Source organism: Saccharothrix deserti, from assembly GCF_009769385.1.
Classification (GTDB): Bacteria; Actinomycetota; Actinomycetes; order Mycobacteriales; family Pseudonocardiaceae; genus Actinosynnema; species Actinosynnema deserti.
Genome location: NZ_ML775961.1, coordinates 375,700 through 393,503, shown reverse-complemented (window position 1 = coordinate 393,503; position 17,804 = coordinate 375,700). Strand labels below are relative to the sequence as shown.

Annotated in this window: 18 protein-coding genes; 11 read left to right on the top strand and 7 right to left on the bottom strand. The window is 71.6% G+C overall.

The window, feature by feature from the left end; all coding sequences use genetic code 11:
- Positions 1 to 8 precede the first annotated feature (8 nt).
- The gene (locus FM051_RS06570) at positions 9 to 533 is read left to right on the top strand and encodes a DUF6886 family protein (protein WP_158841670.1); all 525 of its coding nucleotides are present in this window, start codon (positions 9 to 11) and stop codon (positions 531 to 533) included.
- A 73-nt stretch (positions 534 to 606) separates the two neighbouring features.
- Here FM051_RS06570 and FM051_RS06565 read toward each other — a convergent pair whose 3' ends face one another.
- Positions 607 to 1,434 carry an NmrA family NAD(P)-binding protein gene (locus tag FM051_RS06565; RefSeq protein WP_158841668.1) on the bottom strand — a complete coding sequence of 276 codons (828 nt, stop codon included), beginning with the start codon at positions 1,432 to 1,434 and terminating at the stop codon, positions 607 to 609.
- 199 nt (positions 1,435 to 1,633) lie between these two features.
- Here FM051_RS06565 and FM051_RS06560 point away from each other — a divergent pair, with 199 nt between their 5' ends.
- From FM051_RS06560 to FM051_RS06540, 5 genes are read left to right on the top strand one after another with little or no spacing between them, the layout of a single operon-like run.
- Positions 1,634 to 2,275, top strand: a complete 642-nt coding sequence (locus tag FM051_RS06560; RefSeq protein WP_158841666.1) for an HAD family hydrolase — start codon at positions 1,634 to 1,636, stop codon at positions 2,273 to 2,275.
- Positions 2,272 to 3,276 carry a phosphotransferase family protein gene (locus tag FM051_RS06555; RefSeq protein ID WP_158841664.1) on the top strand — a complete coding sequence of 335 codons (1,005 nt, stop codon included), beginning with the start codon at positions 2,272 to 2,274 and terminating at the stop codon, positions 3,274 to 3,276. Before FM051_RS06560 ends, FM051_RS06555 begins: the two co-directional genes overlap by 4 nt.
- The gene (locus FM051_RS06550) at positions 3,276 to 4,487 is read left to right on the top strand and encodes an acyl-CoA dehydrogenase family protein (RefSeq protein ID WP_158841662.1); all 1,212 of its coding nucleotides are present in this window, start codon (positions 3,276 to 3,278) and stop codon (positions 4,485 to 4,487) included. The genes FM051_RS06555 and FM051_RS06550 overlap by 1 nt, the downstream gene beginning before the upstream one ends.
- Positions 4,488 to 4,491: 4 nt before the next feature.
- Positions 4,492 to 4,863 carry a winged helix-turn-helix transcriptional regulator gene (locus FM051_RS06545; RefSeq protein WP_158841660.1) on the top strand — a complete coding sequence of 124 codons (372 nt, stop codon included), beginning with the start codon at positions 4,492 to 4,494 and terminating at the stop codon, positions 4,861 to 4,863.
- Complete coding sequence (locus tag FM051_RS06540; protein WP_158841658.1) at positions 4,860 to 5,681, top strand: SDR family oxidoreductase; 822 nt, start codon at positions 4,860 to 4,862, stop codon at positions 5,679 to 5,681. Before FM051_RS06545 ends, FM051_RS06540 begins: the two co-directional genes overlap by 4 nt.
- Here FM051_RS06540 and nikE read toward each other — a convergent pair.
- Genes nikE through FM051_RS06520 form a run of 4 tightly spaced genes read right to left on the bottom strand, consistent with a single transcriptional unit; the run spans position 5,636 to position 10,732 of the window.
- Positions 5,636 to 7,219 carry a nickel ABC transporter ATP-binding protein NikE gene (gene nikE, locus FM051_RS06535; RefSeq protein WP_158841656.1) on the bottom strand — a complete coding sequence of 528 codons (1,584 nt, stop codon included), beginning with the start codon at positions 7,217 to 7,219 and terminating at the stop codon, positions 5,636 to 5,638. The two genes, FM051_RS06540 and nikE, sit on opposite strands and share 46 nt — an antisense overlap.
- Positions 7,216 to 8,100, bottom strand: a complete 885-nt coding sequence (locus FM051_RS06530) for an ABC transporter permease (protein ID WP_158841654.1) — start codon at positions 8,098 to 8,100, stop codon at positions 7,216 to 7,218. The genes nikE and FM051_RS06530 overlap by 4 nt, the downstream gene beginning before the upstream one ends.
- Positions 8,097 to 9,098: an ABC transporter permease gene (locus FM051_RS06525; RefSeq protein ID WP_158841652.1), complete on the bottom strand. Its 1,002-nt coding sequence runs from the start codon at positions 9,096 to 9,098 to the stop codon at positions 8,097 to 8,099. The genes FM051_RS06530 and FM051_RS06525 overlap by 4 nt, the downstream gene beginning before the upstream one ends.
- Positions 9,050 to 10,732 (bottom strand): ABC transporter substrate-binding protein, encoded by a 1,683-nt coding sequence (locus tag FM051_RS06520; RefSeq protein ID WP_238412174.1) that lies wholly within the window; start codon positions 10,730 to 10,732, stop codon positions 9,050 to 9,052. The genes FM051_RS06525 and FM051_RS06520 overlap by 49 nt, the downstream gene beginning before the upstream one ends.
- A gap of 193 nt (positions 10,733 to 10,925) precedes the next feature.
- Here FM051_RS06520 and FM051_RS06515 point away from each other — a divergent pair, with 193 nt between their 5' ends.
- From FM051_RS06515 to FM051_RS06505, 3 genes are all read left to right on the top strand, one after another.
- Complete coding sequence (locus FM051_RS06515) at positions 10,926 to 11,753, top strand: M55 family metallopeptidase (RefSeq protein WP_158841650.1); 828 nt, start codon at positions 10,926 to 10,928, stop codon at positions 11,751 to 11,753.
- Positions 11,746 to 13,032: a M20/M25/M40 family metallo-hydrolase gene (locus FM051_RS06510; RefSeq protein ID WP_158841648.1), complete on the top strand. Its 1,287-nt coding sequence runs from the start codon at positions 11,746 to 11,748 to the stop codon at positions 13,030 to 13,032. The genes FM051_RS06515 and FM051_RS06510 overlap by 8 nt, the downstream gene beginning before the upstream one ends.
- Positions 13,033 to 13,135: 103 nt before the next feature.
- The gene (locus tag FM051_RS06505) at positions 13,136 to 13,723 is read left to right on the top strand and encodes a dihydrofolate reductase family protein (RefSeq protein ID WP_158841646.1); all 588 of its coding nucleotides are present in this window, start codon (positions 13,136 to 13,138) and stop codon (positions 13,721 to 13,723) included.
- A 22-nt stretch (positions 13,724 to 13,745) separates the two neighbouring features.
- On the opposite strand, the gene FM051_RS06500 is transcribed toward FM051_RS06505, so the two are convergent.
- Positions 13,746 to 14,177: a MarR family winged helix-turn-helix transcriptional regulator gene (locus tag FM051_RS06500; protein WP_238412173.1), complete on the bottom strand. Its 432-nt coding sequence runs from the start codon at positions 14,175 to 14,177 to the stop codon at positions 13,746 to 13,748.
- Between the two features lie 100 nt (positions 14,178 to 14,277).
- Positions 14,278 to 15,120, bottom strand: a complete 843-nt coding sequence (locus FM051_RS06495) for a PucR family transcriptional regulator (protein WP_158841645.1) — start codon at positions 15,118 to 15,120, stop codon at positions 14,278 to 14,280.
- A gap of 75 nt (positions 15,121 to 15,195) precedes the next feature.
- Between FM051_RS06495 and FM051_RS06490 the strand changes: the two genes are divergently transcribed.
- Positions 15,196 to 16,512: a serine hydroxymethyltransferase gene (locus FM051_RS06490; protein WP_158841643.1), complete on the top strand. Its 1,317-nt coding sequence runs from the start codon at positions 15,196 to 15,198 to the stop codon at positions 16,510 to 16,512.
- Positions 16,513 to 16,561: 49 nt separating this feature from the next.
- Positions 16,562 to 17,647: a winged helix DNA-binding domain-containing protein gene (locus FM051_RS06485; RefSeq protein WP_238412172.1), complete on the top strand. Its 1,086-nt coding sequence runs from the start codon at positions 16,562 to 16,564 to the stop codon at positions 17,645 to 17,647.
- Positions 17,648 to 17,804: the final 157 nt, after the last annotated feature.

Below are 17,804 nucleotides of genomic sequence, written 5' to 3'. Positions count from 1 at the left end.
CGCCGGTCATGCGACCTGACCCGGGCGAAGTGCTGCACTTCTCGGAAGACCCGACGATCACCCGGTTCGAGCCGCACGTCGCCGCGACCGCACAGCAGCCCGAGGCCTACGTCTGGGCCGTCGACCACGCGAGGGCGCCCGACTACTGGTTCCCGCGCCAGTGCCCGCGCGCGATGACGTGGGTGGAGCCGACCACCAGCGCCGAGGACCGGGCGTGGCTGGGTGCCGAGCGGGTGCACGCGATCGAGTTCGGCTGGCTGCGCCGGATCCAGACCGCACACCTGTACGCGTACCGGTTCGACGCCGGGGCGTTCCGGCCGATCGGCGACCCGCCCAACGCGCACGTCGCGACCGAACCCGTCGAACCGCTCGGCGAACCGGAGCCGGTCGGGGACCTGCTGGCGTTGCACGAGGAAGCCGGGATCGAAGTGCGGCTGATGACCAACCTGTGGCCGTTCTGGCGAAGGGTGGTGGGCAGCACGTTGGGGTTCAGCGGCATCCGACTGCGCAACGCCGTGCCGGAACCCGTGTGACGGCGACCGGCGGGCTGGGCGCGCGGGGCAGGGTGTGGGCCGGTTCGGCGGAGTCGGCTCGTTCACGGCGGGGTCAGCGGAAGTCGGCGGCGTGGTCGCGGGCCCACTGTTCGAACTTGAGGCCGGGACGGCCCAGGACCTGCTCGACGTCCGGGGACACCCAGTTGTTGCCGTCGGGGTAGCGGCCCATCTCCAGGAACCACTCGATGACATCGGGCGGGTAGATGTCCCGCCACAGGTCACGGGCCTGCTCCGGGGTGAGTTCCACGAACTCGACGTCACGGCCGATGGCCTCGCCGATCATCCGGACCGCGTCCCGACGCCGCACCGGTTCCGGGCCGGTGGGCTGGTAGGTCCGGCCCGCGTGCCCGTCCTCCAACAGCGCCTTCACGATGATCGCGGCGATGTCGTCCTCGTGCACCATCGTGCTGTTCCAGTCGCCGAACGGCGCCCGCACCACGCTCTCCGCACGGATCGACGGCACCCATTCCCACGTGTTGGCCATGAACTCGGCGGGGAACAGGTGCGTCCACTCCATCCCGGACGACTCGATCGCCCGGTGGAACACCCGGTGCCACGACTCCAGCGGATCGTCGTCGGGACGGCTCGGGTCGTTGTGCCCGAGGTGCGTCAGACGCCGCACGCCCGCCTGCACCAGCACGTCGACGATCGCGGGGCCGTCGCCCTCCATCGACACCAGGTGCACCCGCTCCACCCCGCGTAACGCCGGAGCCAGCGACGACGGGTCGGTGAAGTCACCGGCCACCACCTCCACCCCGACCGGCAGCCGGGCCGCGGCCGGATCGCGGGTCAGCGCACGGACCGACCGGCCCGCCTCGAGCAGGCGGCGCACCACGCACCGCCCGACGGTGCCGGTCGCACCGGTGACCAGAATCGGCATCATTTCCTCCTTGTGAAACTCGCGGGCATGACTCATATGCCCAGGTGAGAGGGCTTGGCTGAGTGAGTTCGGCGACGGGACGGAGAATGCCGGGAGAAATACCGGATTGTCAAACGCGAACACCGTGTTCACGTTTTGCGGAAATGAACGCACGACGCCGCGGGTTGCCTACATACCGACCGGTCGGTACCCTCGCGGCGTGGACGAACGGCGCATCGACGCGGTGGTGCTGGACTGGGGTGGCGTGCTCACGGTCTCCGTGCCCGCCTTCATCGAGGACTGGCTGACTTCGGAGAACATCGACCGGGACCGCTACGGCGTGACCATGCGGAACTGGATGGGGCGCGAGGCCGCCCCGGACAACCCGGTGTTCCGGCTGGAGACCGGCGAGCTGACACCGGCGGAGTTCGAAGCGCTCCTGGCCGCCGAACTGGTCACCCTCGACGGCCGTGAGGTGGCGTCGAAAGGCCTGCTCCGCCGCATGTTCGGCAGTGCGCACCCCGACCCGAAGATGGTCGACCTGGTCCGCGAACTGCGCGCCGACGGCCTGCGCACCGTGCTGCTGTCCAACAGCTGGGGCGAGGGCTACCCCGAGGACCTGCTGCTGGAGCTGTTCGACACCATCGTGATCAGCGGCCGGATCGGCCTGCGCAAGCCGGACCCGCGCATCTTCCACCACACCCTCGACCAGATCGGGCTGCCCGCCCACCGCTGCGTGTTCTTCGACGACGCGCCGGTCAACGTCGAGGCGGCGCAGGCGGTCGGCCTGCACGCCCACCGGCACACCGACGCCGACACCACGCGCGCCGTGATCGCCCAGCTCAGGGGAGCCGCCGCATGACCGAACTGCCCGGCCTGGACCTCGACCGACTCGCCACCCATCTGAGGACCGGGCCGCTGACCGGCGAACTGATCCCCGGCGGACGCTCCAACCTGACCTACCGGGTCACCGACGGCGCACGCCGCTGGGTGCTGCGCCGCCCGCCGCTGGGCCACGTCCTGGCCACCGCGCACGACATGTCCCGCGAGTACCGGGTGATCAAAGCCCTCACCGACACCGCCGTGCCGGTGCCGGCGGTCGAGCTGCTGTGCGAGGACACCGACGTCATCGGCGCGCCGTTCTACCTGATGGAAGAGATGCCCGGCGCGGCGCTGCGGCACCGCGACCAGTGCCCGTGGCTGACCCCGGACAAGGCCCGCACCCTCTCGGAACGGCTGGTCGACGTGCTAGCCGACCTGCACGCGGTCGACCCGAAGGCGGTCGGCCTCGGCGACTTCGGCCGACCGGACGGCTTCCTCAAGCGCCAGGTCGCCCGCTGGGGCAAGCAGCTGGAGGCGTCGCGCAGCCGTGAGCTGCCCGGCATCGACGAACTGCGCGACCGGCTCGCCGACACCGTCCCGGACTCCGCCCGCGCCACGATCGTGCACGGCGACTACCGGCTGGACAACGTCCTGGTCACCGAGGACCCGCTGGACATCAGCGCGGTCCTGGACTGGGAGATGGCCACGTTGGGCGACCCGCTCGCCGACCTCGGCCTGCTGTGCGTGTACTGGAACGGCATCGGCGCGCAGGACGACCCGATCACCGGCACCGTGCCCACGTTGCCCGGGTTCGCGGGCACCGACGAGATGGTGCGCCGCTACGCCGAGCGCAGCGGCGCCGACACCGGCGGCCTCGCCTGGTACACGGCGTTCGCCTACTTCAAGCTCGCCGTGATCCTCGAAGGCATCCACTTCCGCTTCACCCGCGGCAAGACCGTGGGAGCGGGGTTCGACCAGATCGGCCAACTCACCCTGCCGCTGGTCCGGCAGGGACTCGCCGCGACCTCAGGGGAGCACTGATGGACTTCGCCTACGACGCCAAGACCGAGGAACTGCGCGACAAACTGCTGCGGTTCATGGACGAGTTCGTCTACCCCGCCGAGCCCGTCGCCGAGCAGCAGCTCCACGACGCCGAGGACCCGTGGGCCCGGCCGCCGGTCCTGGAGGAGCTGAAGGCCGAGGCCCGCAGGCAGGGCCTGTGGAACCTGTTCCTGCCCGACCCCGAGCACGGCGGCGGCCTGACGAACCTCCAGTACGCGCCGCTGGCCGAGATCACCGGCCGCAGCCCGCACCTGGCGCCCGAAGCGCTCAACTGCGCCGCGCCGGACACCGGGAACATGGAGGTGCTGGCGATGTTCGGCACCGAGCAGCAGAAGAAGCAGTGGCTGCGGCCCCTGCTGGACGGCGAGATCCGGTCCGCGTTCTGCATGACCGAGCCGGACGTCGCGTCCTCCGACGCCACCAACATCGCCACCAGCATCGAACGCGACGGCGACGAGTACGTGATCAACGGCCGCAAGTGGTGGTCGTCGGGCGCGATGAACCCGAACTGCGCGATCTTCATCGTGATGGGCAAGACCGACCCGGACGCCGAACGGCACCGCCAGCAGGCCATGATCCTGGTGCCCCGCGACACGCCGGGCGTGCACGTCAAGCGCGGTATGCACGTGTTCGGCTACACCGACGCCTCGCACGGCGGCCACGCCGAGATCGTGTTCGACGACGTGCGCGTGCCCGCCGACAACCTGATCGCCGGCGAAGGCGAGGGCTTCGCGATCGCCCAGGCCCGCCTCGGCCCCGGCCGGATCCACCACTGCATGCGGCTGATCGGCATCGCCGAACGCGCGCTGGAGCTGATGTGCCGCCGTGCGGTGCAACGGGTGGCGTTCGGCAAGCCGATCGCCCGCCAGGGCGTGGTGCAGGAGTGGATCGCCGAGTCGCGGGTGCGCATCGAGCAGGCCAGGCTGCTCGTGCTCAAGACGGCGTGGCTGATGGACACCGTCGGCAACAAGGGCGCGCACACCGAGATCCAGGCCATCAAGATCGGCACGCCGATCATGGCCGAGTGGGTGCTGGACAAGGCGATCCAGGCGCACGGCGCGGGCGGCGTGAGCCAGGACTTCCCGCTGGCCGAGCTGTGGGCGGCGGCACGCACCCTGCGCCTGGCCGACGGGCCGGACGAAGTGCACCGGATGTCGCTGGCCAAGCGGGAGCTCAAGCGGTATTTGTGACAGGGTGAGCGACTACGACGTGTTCCTTGCCGACTGCCCCGCCCGCACGACCCTGGAGGTCGTCGGGCACACCTGGTCGGTCGTGGTTGTCGTCGCCCTAGGCGAGGGGCCGCTGCGGTACGGGGAGTTGCTCGACCGCATCGGCGGCATCAGCAACAAGATGCTCACCCAGACGTTGGCCCGGCTGCGCGGCAACGGCCTGCTGACCACCGTCGACGGCTGGCACGAGCTGACCGACCTCGGCCGGTCGCTGCTCACGCCGGTCCGCGCGCTGGCCGCGTGGGCGGAGGAACACACCGGCGACCTGCTCGACGCGCGGCAGCACGCGGTGGAGGAACCGATCGGTTCCTCCACCCACGCGACCATGGGAGCATGAGCCGCATCTCCGTCGTCACCGGCGCCAACCAAGGTCTGGGCTTCGCCCTCGCCGAGGGTTTGGCGCGCCGCGCGACCTCATCCGACGTCGTCTACCTCACCGGCCGGGACGCCGGGCGTGTCGCCGAGGCCGCAGCCAGGATCGACCACAAGACGATCCGCACCCACGTGCTGGACGTCCGCGACGGGAACGCCGTCACCGCGTTCGCCGACGAACTGCGCGAACGCCACGGCGGCGTGGACGTCGTGCTGTCCAACGCCGCCGCACGGCTGACCCCCGGCGCCCCGTCGAGCGACCAGGTCGGGCCGTTCGTGGACACCAACAACCTGGGCACCACACACATGCTGCGCGCGTTCGGGCCGGTGCTGCGGCCCGGTGGCGCGCTGCTGGTCGTGGCCAGCTCCTTCGGCACCGTGCGGCAGCTGCCGCGGCACCTGCACGAGCGCTTCGCCGCGAAGTCCCTCGACGACGTCGACGCCACGATGCTCGCGTGGCGGGACGCCGTGCTCGACGGGACGGCAGCCGGTCAGGGCTGGCCGGACTGGATCAACATCCCGTCCAAGATCGGCCAGGTCGCCGCCGTGCGCGCGGTGGCCGCCGAACGCCGTGAGGCGGACTCGGCCACCGGCACGCTCGTCGCCGCCGTCTGCCCCGGCCTGGTCGACACCGACGCCTCCCGGCCCTGGTTCGCCGACATGAGCGGCGCGGCCAGCCCGGCCGAGGCCGCGGAACCGCTGCTCGACCTCGCGCTCGGGACGCGCCGCCCGGAGTTCTACGGCGAGCTGGTCCAGTTCGGCCGGGTGCTGCGCTGGTCCTGAGGCACGGCGGCGAGCAGGGTGCGGGTGTAGTCGTGCCGCGGTGACAGCAGCACCTGCTCCACCGTGCCCTGCTCGACCAACTCGCCCTGGTACATCACCGCGACCCGGTCGGCGATCGTCCACGCCAGACCGAGGTCGTGCGTGATGACCAGGGCGGCCAGGCCCAGTTCGCGGCGCAGCCGCAGCAGCAGCGCCAGGATCTCGCCGCGCACGGAGGCGTCCAGCGACGCCACCGGCTCGTCGGCGATCAGCAGCCGCGGTCCCAGCGCCAGCGCGCCGGCGATCACCACGCGTTGGCGTTGCCCGCCGGACAGTTCGTGCGGCAGGGACGGGAAGAACAGTTCCGGTGGGCGCAGTTCCGCGTGGGACAACGCCTCGGCGACCAGGGTCGGCTCGTCGCCCTCGATCCGGTGGATGCGCAGGCCCTCGGCGACGGCCTCGTACACCGAGTGCCGTGGGTTGAGCGCGCTGGTCGGGTCCTGCAACACCAGTTGCACCTGCCGGCGGTAGGCGCGCAGGCCCGACGACGAGCGGGGGAGTTCGGTGCCCTCGAACAGCACCCGGCCGGCGGTGGGGCGTTGCAGGCCGAGCAGGGTCCGGGCGAGCGTGGTCTTGCCCGAACCGGACTGGCCGACCAGCGCGACGATCTCCCCCGCCCGCACCTCCAGGTCCACCCCCGCCACGGCTTTCGTCGCGCCGTAGTCCACGCGCACGCCCTCCGCGCGCAGCAGCACCGGACCGTCGGCCGCGTCCTCCGCCGTGACCTGCCGCGACGCCGGATCACCGACCGTCGGGAACGCCGCCGCCAACGCCTGCGTGTGCGGGTGGGTCGGCGAGGCGATCACCTCGCGTGCCGGGCCCTCCTCCACGATCTGGCCGTACCGCATCACGGCCAGCCGGTCGCACGTCGACGCCAGCACCGACAGGTCGTGGCTGATCATCACCAACCCGATGCCGCGCTCGGACACCAGCCGCTTCAGCACGTCGAGCACCTGCGCCTGCACCACCACGTCCAGCGCCGTGGTCGGCTCGTCCGCGATGACCAACCGCGGCGCGCACGCCAACGCCATCGCGATCATCACCCGCTGCTTCTGCCCGCCGGACAGCTCGTGCGGATAGGCCCGCGCCGCACGCGCGGGCAGCTCCACCTGGCCCAGCAGGTCCGACACCGAGCCGCTCACGCCGTGCAGCCGCATCGGCTCGGCGATCTGATCACCCACCCGGTGCACCGGGTTCAACGCGTGCATCGCACCCTGGAACACCACCGACGCCGCCGCCCACCGCACCGTGCGCAGCCGTCCCCACGACATGCCCTGCACGTCCTCGCCGTCGAGCAGCACCTGGCCCTCGACGCGGGCGTTGCGCGGCAGCAGCCGCAGCACCGACATGGCCACGGTCGACTTGCCGCACCCGGACTCCCCCGCCAACCCCAGCGTCTGCCCGGCCTCCAAGCCGAGCGAGACCGACCGCACGGCCGCCACCTCGCCGCGCGCGCCCCGGTAGTGCACGCTCAGATCGCGCAGCTCCAGCAGGCTCATCGCTCCCCCTTCAGCCGCGGGTTGAGCACCGTCTCCAGCGCCCGCCCGCACAGCGTGAACGCCAGCACCACGCACACCACGCCCAGTCCCGGCGGCACCAGGAACCACCACGCCCGCTGCGACACCGCGCCGTGCATGTTCGCCGCGTGCAGCAGCGACCCCCACGACACCCGCGTCGGGTCGCCCAGCCCCAGGAACGACAGGGTCGACTCCAACACGATCGCGCTGGCCACCGTCAACGTCGTGTTCACGAACACCAGCGGCAGCACCGCGGGCAGCACGTGCCGGCCGATCACGTGCCCGTGCCCGCCGCCCAGCGCGCGGGCGCGCTCGATGAACGGACGCGCCTCCACCGCCAGCGTCTGCGCCCGCACCAGCCGCGCCGTCGCGGGCCACGACGTCACGCCGATCGCCAGCACGATCGTGCCCAGACCGCGGGGCAGCACGGTCGACAGCGCGATCGCCAGCACCAGCGACGGCAGCACCAGGAAGAAATCGGTGAACCTCATCAGCACCGCCGACACCCAGCCGCCGAAGTGCGCCGCCGCGATCCCGACCACGGTACCGATCAGCACCGACAACACCGTGGCCGCGAGCCCCACGACCAGCGAGATCCGGGTGCCCCACCAGGTCAGCAGCAGCACCGAGCGCCCGTTGTGGTCGGTGCCCAGCCAGTACTCCGCCGACGGTGGCCGCCACGGCGCCGCGGTCGCCCGCGTCACGTCCAGCCCCGACGCGTCGGTCACCAGCGGCGCCAGCACCGCCAGCACCGTGATCACGGCCAACCCGATCAGCCCGACCAGACCGCCGCGCTGGGAGGCGAACTCCCGCCACGTCGCCCGCACCGTGGCCCGGCGCCGTTGCCACGCGATCGTCGTCATGACGCACGCACCCTCGGGTCCAGGACCCGGTACAGCAGGTCCGCGAACACGTTCATGGTGATCACCGCGCCAGCCAGCACCACGAACGTGCCCTGCAGCAGCGGCAGGTCCGGCCCGGTCAGCGCCTCGTAGGTGAGCAGGCCCAACCCCGGCCAGGAGAACACCGTCTCCACCGTGATCGCGCCCGACACCACCAGCCCCAGGTGCAGGAACACCAGCGTCACGGTCGGCAGCAGCGCGTTGGGCACCGCGTGCCGACGCCGCACCAGGTCGTCGCGCAACCCCTTGGCGCGGGCCGTGGTCAGGTAGTCCGCGTGCATCTCCTCCAGCAGCGAGGACCGCATCACCAGCAGGTACTGCGCGTAGACCACCGCGATCAGGGTCAGGCACGGCAGCACCATGTGGTGCGCGACGTCCAACGCCTGGGACAGGAAGTCCGGCGGCGTGTCCGGGTAGCGCATGCCGCCGCTGGGGAACAGGTCCCCGGTCGCCAACGACAGCAGCATGCCCAGCCAGAACGTGGGCATCGCCCACTGCGCCAGCGCGAGCCCGGTCGAGATCCGGTCCGACCGCGACCCCCGCCGCCACGCGCCCCGGATCCCGAGCCACAACCCGAGCACGACGGCCAGCACGGTCGAGGTGCCCACCAGCAGCACCGTCGGCCACAGCCGTTCGCCGATCAGCTCCAGCACCGGCCGGCTGTAGACGTGGGACGTGCCGAGATCGCCGCGCACCATCCCGGACAGGTAGTCCACGAACTGCTCGCCCAGCGGCTTGTCCACGCCCAGCCGCACGCGCAGCTCGGCGAGCTGGTCGCCGGTCACCGGCCGGCCCCTGGTCATGGCCACCACGGGGTCGCCGGGGATCACCCGGAACAGCAGGAACCCCAGCGCCACCACGAACAGCAGGCTGACCAGCGCGCCGCCGACCTTGCCCGCGAGGTGCCTGATCACTCGCGCTCCTCCGCGCGCAGCCCACGCCTGCGCCCCATCAGCCACGCGCCGCCGACGAGCACGACCAGCGCACCGCCGACCACACCCACCACCAGGCCGGTCTTCGACCCGGACGCCTGCCCGGCCGACGCGACCGGCACCGCGCCGTAGTACCCCCACACGCCGTTCTGCGCCATGATCACGCCGCCGGGGTCGGGCTGCACCGGGAACGAGGCGAACTTGTCGCTGCGGTAGGCCTCCAGCGCGTTGTCGTAACCCAGCACCACCGCGGGCACCTGGTCGTAGAACCGCTGCTGCATCTTCTCGACCAGCTCCCTGCGCTTGGCCGGGTCGAACTCCGCGCGCTGCTGGGCGTAGAGGGCGTCGTACTCGGCGTCGCAGAAGAACGTGTCGGTGGTGCCGCCCTTGCCGTCGGCGTTGGGCCGCTGGCCGCACGTGTGCAGCGACAGGATGAAGTCCGGGTCGGGGTTGGTGCCCCAGCCGGAGAACTGCAGGTCGAACATGCCGCCGGTGCCGGCCTCGTCGAGCTGGTTGTCCGACACGATCTGCACGTCCACCACGATGCCGAGGTCGGCCAGCGACCGCTTGACGAACTCGCCGGTCTGCTCGTCGTAGGCACGGCTGGCGTGCCCGATCAGCCGCAGTTCCATCCGCCTGCCCTGCGGCGAGACGCGGATGCCGTCGGCGCCGCGCGCGTACCCGGCCTGGTCCAGGTCGGCGTTCGCGGCGGCCGGGTCGTATTCGTACGCGGGCTCGGGGGTGAGGTGGTAGTCGGCGAACACCGGGGGGATCGGGCCGGTGCCGCGCTGCGCGTAGCCGCCGTTGACCTTGGCGATGATCTCGTCGAGGTCCAGCGACTTGGCGATGGCCCGCCGCACCACGACGTCCCTCAGCGCCGGGTGCCCGTCGCCGATCGGCTCACCGGCGCGGGTCGCGGCCCCGGAGTTGATCACGATCTCGTTGAAGCGGCGGCCCTGCGCCTGGTTGCGGGTGACGCCGGGCTTGTCCTTGAGCGAGTCGAACTGCGCCGGGCCCATCCGGTTGACCAGGTCGACCTCGCCCTTGCCCAACGCCTGCACCGCGGCGTCGGCGGTCTTGTAGTAGACGAACGTCAGCTCGTCGTACCCGGGCGCGCCGCGCCAGTAGTCCTTGTTCGCCTTGAGCCGGATGAACTCGTTGGCCCGGTACTCGGTGAGGACGAACGGCCCGCTGCCCACCACGGGGCCCTCGTCGTTGCGGTACTCGCCGATGTCGGTGACCTTCGACCACACGTGCTCGGGCACGATCGGCACGTCCAGCGCCAGCATGGTGGCCTGCGGCTGCTTGGTCCTGATCACCAGCGTGCGGTCGTCGGTCGCGGTCACCGACTCGAAGTCGGCGGTGAAGCTGCCGTTGGCGGTGCCGGCGACCTCGTCGCGCATCATCAGGTTGTAGGTGAACGCCGCGTCCTTGGCGGTGATCGGCTGTCCGTCGGTCCACTTCTTGCCCTCGGGCACGTGGAACGTCCAGGTGAGCCGGTCCGGTGAGGACTCCCACTTGTCGGCCAGGCCCTCCACCGGGTGCTGGTCGGTGACGTCGTAGGCGGTCAGGTAGTCGTACATCAGCTTGCCGACCTCGGTGCCCGCCTGGGTGATCGACAGGAACGGGTTGAGCGAGTCGACCTGCTGGATGATCGCCACTCTGAGTGTGACCGTCTGTTGCGCGTGCGCCGGTGTCGGTGACAGCAACACCACCAATGCCATCGCCGCCGCGACCGCACCTAGCCGTCGGATACCCACAGTGACCGCCTCCTGCCCCTGAGTGGAAGTCAAGAAGTAACCACTACGGTGACGTGCGCGTCAAGAAATGACAATCACTCGGTACGGTACCGTCATGCGGATCTTGATCTCGGCGGACATGGAAGGGGCGACGGGGGTCACCTGGACCGCCGACGTCGTCCCGCAGACCGAGCAGTGGCAGCGGTTCCGCCGGCTGTTCACCGGTGACGTCAACGCCTGCGTGGCCGGGGCCTTCCCCGGCGGCGCGACCGACGTGCTCGTCAACGAGGCCCACTCGTCCCAGCGCAACCTCCTGCTGGAGGACCTGGACCCGAGGGCCCGCCTGCTCACCGGACGGCACAAACCGCTGTCGATGATGCAGGGCATCGACTCCGGCGTGGACGGCGTGGTGTTCCTCGGCTACCACGCCGGCGCCGGCCAGGAGGGCGTCCTCGCGCACACCTACCTGGAGAACTCCATCACCGGCGTGTGGCTGGACGGCGTCCCCGCGAGCGAAGGCAGGCTCAACGCCGCCCTGGCCGCCGAGCACGGCGTCCCCGTGCTGCTGGTGACCGGTGACGACAAGGCGTGCGACGATGCCCGCGACTACGCGCCCGACGCCGAACTCGTCGCCGTCAAGGAGTGCGTCAGCCGCTACGCCGCCGTCTGCGCACCGCCCCGGGTGACCTCCGAGATGATCACCACCGCCGCCCGGACCGCCATGGGCCGCGCCGGACGCGTGCCCGGCACGGTCGCCCCGCACCGCGTCGAAGTCGAGTTCGACGCCACCCACCTGGCAGCCGCCGCGGCGGTGGTCCCTACGGTGGAGCAGGTCGGAACACGCCGGGTGGGGTTCGACGCCGCATCCATGACCCTGGCGATGCAGGCGTTCAAGGTCGTCACCGCCATCGCGGCGGGCGCGGTGGAGGGCATTTATGGCTGAGGACGTCGTCGACCTGTGCGCCGCGCTGCTGCGGTTCGACACCACCAACCACGGCGGCGGCGAGTCCGCCGGTGAGCGGGAGGCCGCCGAGTTCGTCGCCGCGCACCTGGACGCCGTCGGCGTGCACGCGACCCTGCTCGAACCCGCGCCACGCCGCGGCAACGTGCTGGCCCGCGTGCCCGGCACCGAACCGGACCTGCCCGCGCTGCTCGTGCAGGCACACCTGGACGTGGTGCCCGCCGACGCCGCCGAGTGGAGCGTGCCGCCGTTCGCCGGGATCGAACGCGACGGCTACCTGTGGGGCCGCGGCGCGGTCGACATGAAGGACATGGTCGCCATGGTGCTCGCCGTGCTGGGCGCCTGGTCGCGCGAGGGACGACGGCCGCGCCGCGACATCGTGCTCGCGTTCGTCGCCGACGAGGAGGACCGCGGCGAGTTCGGCGCGCAGTGGCTGGTCGAGCACCACGCGGACTTCTTCGCCGGCTGCGCCACCGCGATCAGCGAGTCCGGCGGCTACTCCTACCCGGTCGGCGACCACCGCATCTACCCCATCGGCACCGCCGAACGCGGCACCTCCCACCTGCGGCTCACCGCCACCGGGCGCGCCGGGCACGGATCGCGGCGCAACGAGGACAACGCCGTGGTCAAGCTGCTCGGCGCACTCGCCCGCGTCGCCGCCATCGAGCACCCCGTGCGGCTCACCCCCACCGTGCGGGCGTTCATCGAGCAGGTCGGCGCGGCGCTCGACGTCCCGGTCGACCTGTCCGACGTGGACGGCACCGTGGCGCGGTTCGGACCCGCCGCACGGCTGGTCGAGAACACCATTCGCAACAGCACCACGCCCACCGTGCTCAAGGCCGGGTACAAGGTGAACGTGATCCCCGGCAGCGCCACCGCCGAGATCGACGTGCGCACCCTGCCCGGCACCGTGGACGAACTCCTGGCCGCGATCGACATCGCGCTGGGCGCAGACGTGCGGCGCGAGTTCATCGCCGACGAACCGCCCGTGCAGGCCCCGATCGACTCGCCGTGGTTCGACGCGATGGCCGCGGCGCTGCGCGCGGAGGACCCCGAGGCCGTGGTCGTGCCCTACTGCATGGGCGGCGGCACCGACGCCAAGGCGTTCAGCCGGCTGGGCATCGACTGCTACGGCTTCTCGCCGCTGACCCTGCCGCCCGGCTACGACTACCGGGCCATGCCGCACGGCGTGGACGAACGCGTGCCCGTGGAAGGCCTGCGCTTCGGCGCCCGCGTCCTCGACCGGTTCCTGTCGTCGTAGGGCCCACCGGTTCACCCGACCGATTCACCCGAAAGGGCGGCGATGAGTTTCGTCGCCGGTGGACGTTCTACTCCGTACCGACGCCACCGGCAGGAGGTCGACCATGGGCAAGGTCTTCACGCACATGACGATGTCGCTCGACGGGTTCATCGCCGACCCGCAGGACGGCATCGCCGAGCTGTTCGCCTGGTACGAGGTGGGCGACGTGACCGTGCCGAGTCGCCATGAAGGCGTGTCGTTCAAGGTCGACGAGAACAGCGCCGCGTTGCTGCGCGAATTCCTCGCGAACACCGGTGCCCTCGTGTGCGGACGTCGCCTGTTCGACATCACCAACGGCTGGGACGACAGCCACCCGGTGGGCGCCCCCGTGGTCGTGGTGACCCACCGTCCACCCGAGGACGCCGACAAGTGGAAGACGATCACCTTCGTCACCGGCGTGGAGGAGGGGATCGCGCAGGCCAGGCGGATCGCCGGCGGGAAGGACGTCACGATCGCCAGCGCGGACATCGCCCGGCAGGCACTGGACCTCGGTCTCGTCGACGAGGTCGACGTCAGCCTGGTGCCCGTGCTGTTGGGCGAGGGCATCCCCTACTTCGCCAACCTGACCCGCGCACCCCACCGGTTCGACGACCCGGTCGTCATCCCGGGCTCGCGCGCCACCCACCTGAGGTACCCCGTGCGACCGCGTTGAGGCCGGGACGTTGAGGCCGGCGCTACAACAGGTTGGGGTCTGTGATCTCGCGCAGCCTGGTCAACGCGTCGCGCAGCGCCGCCATCCGCCGCTGACCCAGGTGCGCGGTCCACTCCCGCTCCACCTCGGCGATCGCGGCCAGGCCGACCGGGATCGCCCGCAGCCCGCGTTCGGCAATCCGGACCAGCCGGGCCCGCGCGTCGGTCGGATCGGGGGTGCGCTCCACGTAACCGGCGCGTTCGAGCTGGTCGACGAGGAAACCGGCGGTCTGCTTGGTGATCCGCGCGGCCTCCGCCAGCTCGGTCAGCCGCGACCCGTTGCGGCCGATCCGCTGGAACACCCGCGCCTGCGCGGGCGTCACGTCGTCGAAACCCGCCTCCGCCAACGCGGCGAACACCCGGTTCTCCAGTTCGCGGTACGGCAGGTACAGCAGCATGCCGAGGTCGTCGGGCACATCACTCCTTGACGTCGGTCAGAGAAGTCGATCACCCTATCGTGAATCCGGGCGAAACGGATGCGCTTCGGCGAGGCCCACCTCGGGAGCACACCGCCGACTACGGGCGCCGCGCCAGCCGGACGAGCTTGAGCGCCAGGTGCAGCTCCAGCCGCGCCCCGCCGTCGGCCAGGTCGCGGCCGGTCAGCGCGGCGATCCGGCCCAACCGGTAGTACAGGCTGGTGCGGTGCAGGTGCAGCTGTTCCGAGGTGGCCCGCGCGTCGCACCCCGAGTCCAGGTACACCTCCAACGTCCGCAGCAGCACGTCCGACAACCCGGACAGCACCTCGTCCGGCTCCGCGCCCAACAACAGCCGGTAAGCACCCAGCTCCGACCACCGCGCCCGATCGGGCAGCGCCGGGTCCAGCCGCGCCAACTCCGCCGCCGCCAACGCCTGCTGGTACGCCGCGCCGGCCCGGTCGGGCGGGTGCGGATCGCTCACCCCGACGTACCCCGGCAACTCCGGCAGGGGATCACCGGCGGGCACCGTGCGCACCACCCGGGGCTCCAACGCCACCACCACCCGCACCGGCGTCCGCTCACCGGCCGGCACCTGCGCCGCCAACGCCGGCAACCGCCCGCTGATGTCGACGTCCGGCGGCTCGCCGAGCACCCACAGGTAGCCGACCAGAACCCCCTTGTGCCGCAACGGGAACCCGACCCGCTGCTGGAACCCCAACGCCGGGTTCCCCGGCACCCGCACCGGCCCCGTCGCGGTCGCGATGCCGTGCAGCTCCTGCCACGCCGCGACGTCCGCCGGCACGCGCCGGGTCAGGATCGCGCGCACCCGCGCCTGGTCGACATCGTCGGTCTGGGCGCTGTGCGCGACGACCCGTCCCGCCACGTCGTCCACCGACACACCGCGGCCCAGCACGCGGGACAGCTCGTCCAGCAGCTCCTGCATTCCGACAACTGTAGGAACAACTCCAGTCGCCCGACGGTCGCCCCACCCGATGCCGACGCCCTAGCGTTCTCGACCGTGACGAACAGCCGGATCGCCCCCTGGGCCTCCCCGCAGGCGCAGCGCAGGCTCGCCGAGGTCGAAGCCGCCGTCTCCGCCGACCTGACCGCCGCCGGTGTCGCGGCCACCGTGCGCAAAGCCCTCGAAGCACACGCCGTCCAGGTCGACGACGAGGGGATCGTGCTCTACGCGGGCACCAACGTGCTCAGCCCCGCCGCCGCGGCGGCCGTCGCCACCACCGTGTCCAGCCGGCCGAGCATGGGCTGGCCCGGCGAGAAGTACCAGGTGGGCCTGGACCACCTGGACACCCTCGAAGTCCTCGCGCCGATGCTCGTCGCGTCCCTCATGGAGGGCCGGTTCGCCGAAGTCCGGCTCCAGAGCGCCACGCTCGCGAACCTCGCCGTCTACACCGCGTTCGCCCGCGCCGGCGACAAGATCGCGGTGCTGCCGGAGTTCGCCGGCGGCCACGCCAGCCACCACGCCCAGGGCGTGCCCGCGATCCGCGGCCTCACCGTGGTCGACCTGCCCTACCTGCCCGACGAACTCGACATCGACTACGGGAGGCTGCCCGGGTTCCTGCGCGTGCACCGGCCGCGGATCGTGGTCATCGGCGCGAGCCTGATGCTGTTCCCGCACGACGTGGCGGCGGTGCGCGCGGCGGCGGACGAGGTCGGCGCCATCCTCGTCTACGACGCCTCCCACATGGCCGGGCTCGTCGCCGGCAAGGTGTTTCAGCGGCCCCTGCACGAGGGCGCGCACCTGATGACGTTCTCCACCTACAAGTCGTTCGGCGGCCCCTCCGGTGGATGCGTCGTCACCCGCGACCCCGACCTGGCGGAACGCGTCTCCACCGTCGCCTACCCCGGGATGCTCGCCAACTACGACGCCGGACGGCTCGGCGCGCTCGCCGTCACCGCCGCCGAACTCGCCGAACACGGCCCGGACTACGCCACCGCCTGCGTGGCCAACGCCCAGGCCCTCGGCGCGGCCCTGTTCGACCGCGGTTTCGACGTGGCCCGCCACGACGGCGTGTTCACCCGCTCCCACCACCTGGCCGTCGACGCCCTCGGCATCGGCGGCGGCGACGCGGCGGCCGTGCTGCTCGGCGAGGCGGGTGTCTACCTCAGCGGCATCGGCCTGCCGTGGCAGCGCATCGACGAAGGTCTGCGCGGCCTGCGCATCGGCACCCAGGAGATCACCCGCCGCGGTTTCGTCCCCGCCGACATGCCCGCGATCGCCGACCTCATGCGCCGCGCCCTGATCGACCGCGAGGCACCCGGACAGGTCCGGACCGACGCGGTCGCGCTGCGGCGGGAGATCAACACCCGCACCTGACCGTCGATCGCGGACCGTATCTGTCCGCGATGGTGGATACCGTGGCTCGGTGAACGACACGCGCGTACTGACCACGCGAGAGCTGAACCGGGCCACGCTGCACCGCCAACTGCTGCTCGACCGCGCCGACCTCACGGCGATCGAGGTCGTCGAGCACCTGGCCGGGATCCAGGCACAGGAACCGTTCTCCCCGTACTACGGCCTGTGGTCGCGGGTGCGGGACTTCCGCGCGGCCGAACTGGTGGCGCTGCTGGAAGGGCGGCAGGTCGTGCGCGCCTCGCTGCACCGCGCCACCATCCACCTCGTCAGCGCCGCCGACCACGGCCGGTTCGAGCCGCTGTTCCGGCCGTTCCTGCACCGCCGGTTCGGCTCCTCGCCGTTCGGGTTCGTCCTGGACGGCCTCGACGTGGACGCGTTCACCGCCGCCGCGACCGCGCTGATGGAGGAACGGCCCCGCACCCGCCGCGAGTTGAGCGACCTGCTCGGACCGCGTTGGCCCGAACACGACGCCACGGCCCTCGGCTACGCCGCCGGCATGCTCGTCCCGACCGTCCAGGTGCCGCCGCGCGCCCTGTGGGGACGGTCCGGGCCCGCGGCCTGGACGACCGCCGCGAACTGGCTGCCCCACACCACGCCGGTCGCGCCCGTCGAGGACTTCGTGCGCCGCTACCTGGCCGCGTTCGGCCCCGCCTCGGTCAAGGACCTGCAGACCTGGTCGGGCATGACCCGGCTCAGGACCGTCGTGGAACGCATGGACCTGCGGGTGTTCGCCGACGAACGCGGACGCGTGCTCTACGACGTGCACGACGGCCCACTGCCCGACCCGGACACACCCGCCCCGGCCCGGTTCCTGCCCGAGTTCGACAACATCCTGCTCGGCCACGACGACCGCACCCGCGTGATCTCCGACGAGGACTACCGGCGGGGGATCGTCATCGGCGGCAAGCCGACGCTGCTGGTCGACGGCGTGGTGCACGGCATCTGGAAGACCACCCCGACCGGCCTGGACATCGACCTGTTCCGGCCGCTGACACCCGCCCAACGGGCCGACGTGGAGGCCGAGGGGGCACGGTTGGCGCGGTTCGCGGGCGTGGAGACCGACATCCGGCTGCGAACCGACGCACTCGCCCGATGACGACGCCGGAACGGCCGCCGACAGGCCCGTGGTGATCGGATCGAATCAACGCCAGGACTTTTCGTCACGGTGACGAACGACTCCGGCATCCCGGATAAACAAGGCAGTCGCCGCCTCACCGAACCGACACGAGGGCGATTCGCCGGAATTGGGTGGA

What these genes read in the sequence shown, in the direction of transcription:
- nikE (WP_158841656.1), bottom strand. Translation starts at nt 7,219, where the DNA reads ATGAGCCTGCTGGAGCTGCGCGATCTGAGCGTGCACTACCGGGGCGCG.
- FM051_RS06540 (WP_158841658.1), top strand. Translation starts at nt 4,860, where the DNA reads ATGAGCCGCATCTCCGTCGTCACCGGCGCCAACCAAGGTCTGGGCTTC.
- FM051_RS06555 (WP_158841664.1), top strand. Translation starts at nt 2,272, where the DNA reads ATGACCGAACTGCCCGGCCTGGACCTCGACCGACTCGCCACCCATCTG.
- FM051_RS06510 (WP_158841648.1), top strand. Translation starts at nt 11,746, where the DNA reads ATGGCTGAGGACGTCGTCGACCTGTGCGCCGCGCTGCTGCGGTTCGAC.
- FM051_RS06570 (WP_158841670.1), top strand. Translation starts at nt 9, where the DNA reads ATGCGACCTGACCCGGGCGAAGTGCTGCACTTCTCGGAAGACCCGACG.
- FM051_RS06565 (WP_158841668.1), bottom strand. Translation starts at nt 1,434, where the DNA reads ATGCCGATTCTGGTCACCGGTGCGACCGGCACCGTCGGGCGGTGCGTG.
- FM051_RS06495 (WP_158841645.1), bottom strand. Translation starts at nt 15,120, where the DNA reads ATGCAGGAGCTGCTGGACGAGCTGTCCCGCGTGCTGGGCCGCGGTGTG.
- FM051_RS06515 (WP_158841650.1), top strand. Translation starts at nt 10,926, where the DNA reads ATGCGGATCTTGATCTCGGCGGACATGGAAGGGGCGACGGGGGTCACC.
- FM051_RS06550 (WP_158841662.1), top strand. Translation starts at nt 3,276, where the DNA reads ATGGACTTCGCCTACGACGCCAAGACCGAGGAACTGCGCGACAAACTG.
- FM051_RS06530 (WP_158841654.1), bottom strand. Translation starts at nt 8,100, where the DNA reads ATGACGACGATCGCGTGGCAACGGCGCCGGGCCACGGTGCGGGCGACG.
- FM051_RS06505 (WP_158841646.1), top strand. Translation starts at nt 13,136, where the DNA reads ATGGGCAAGGTCTTCACGCACATGACGATGTCGCTCGACGGGTTCATC.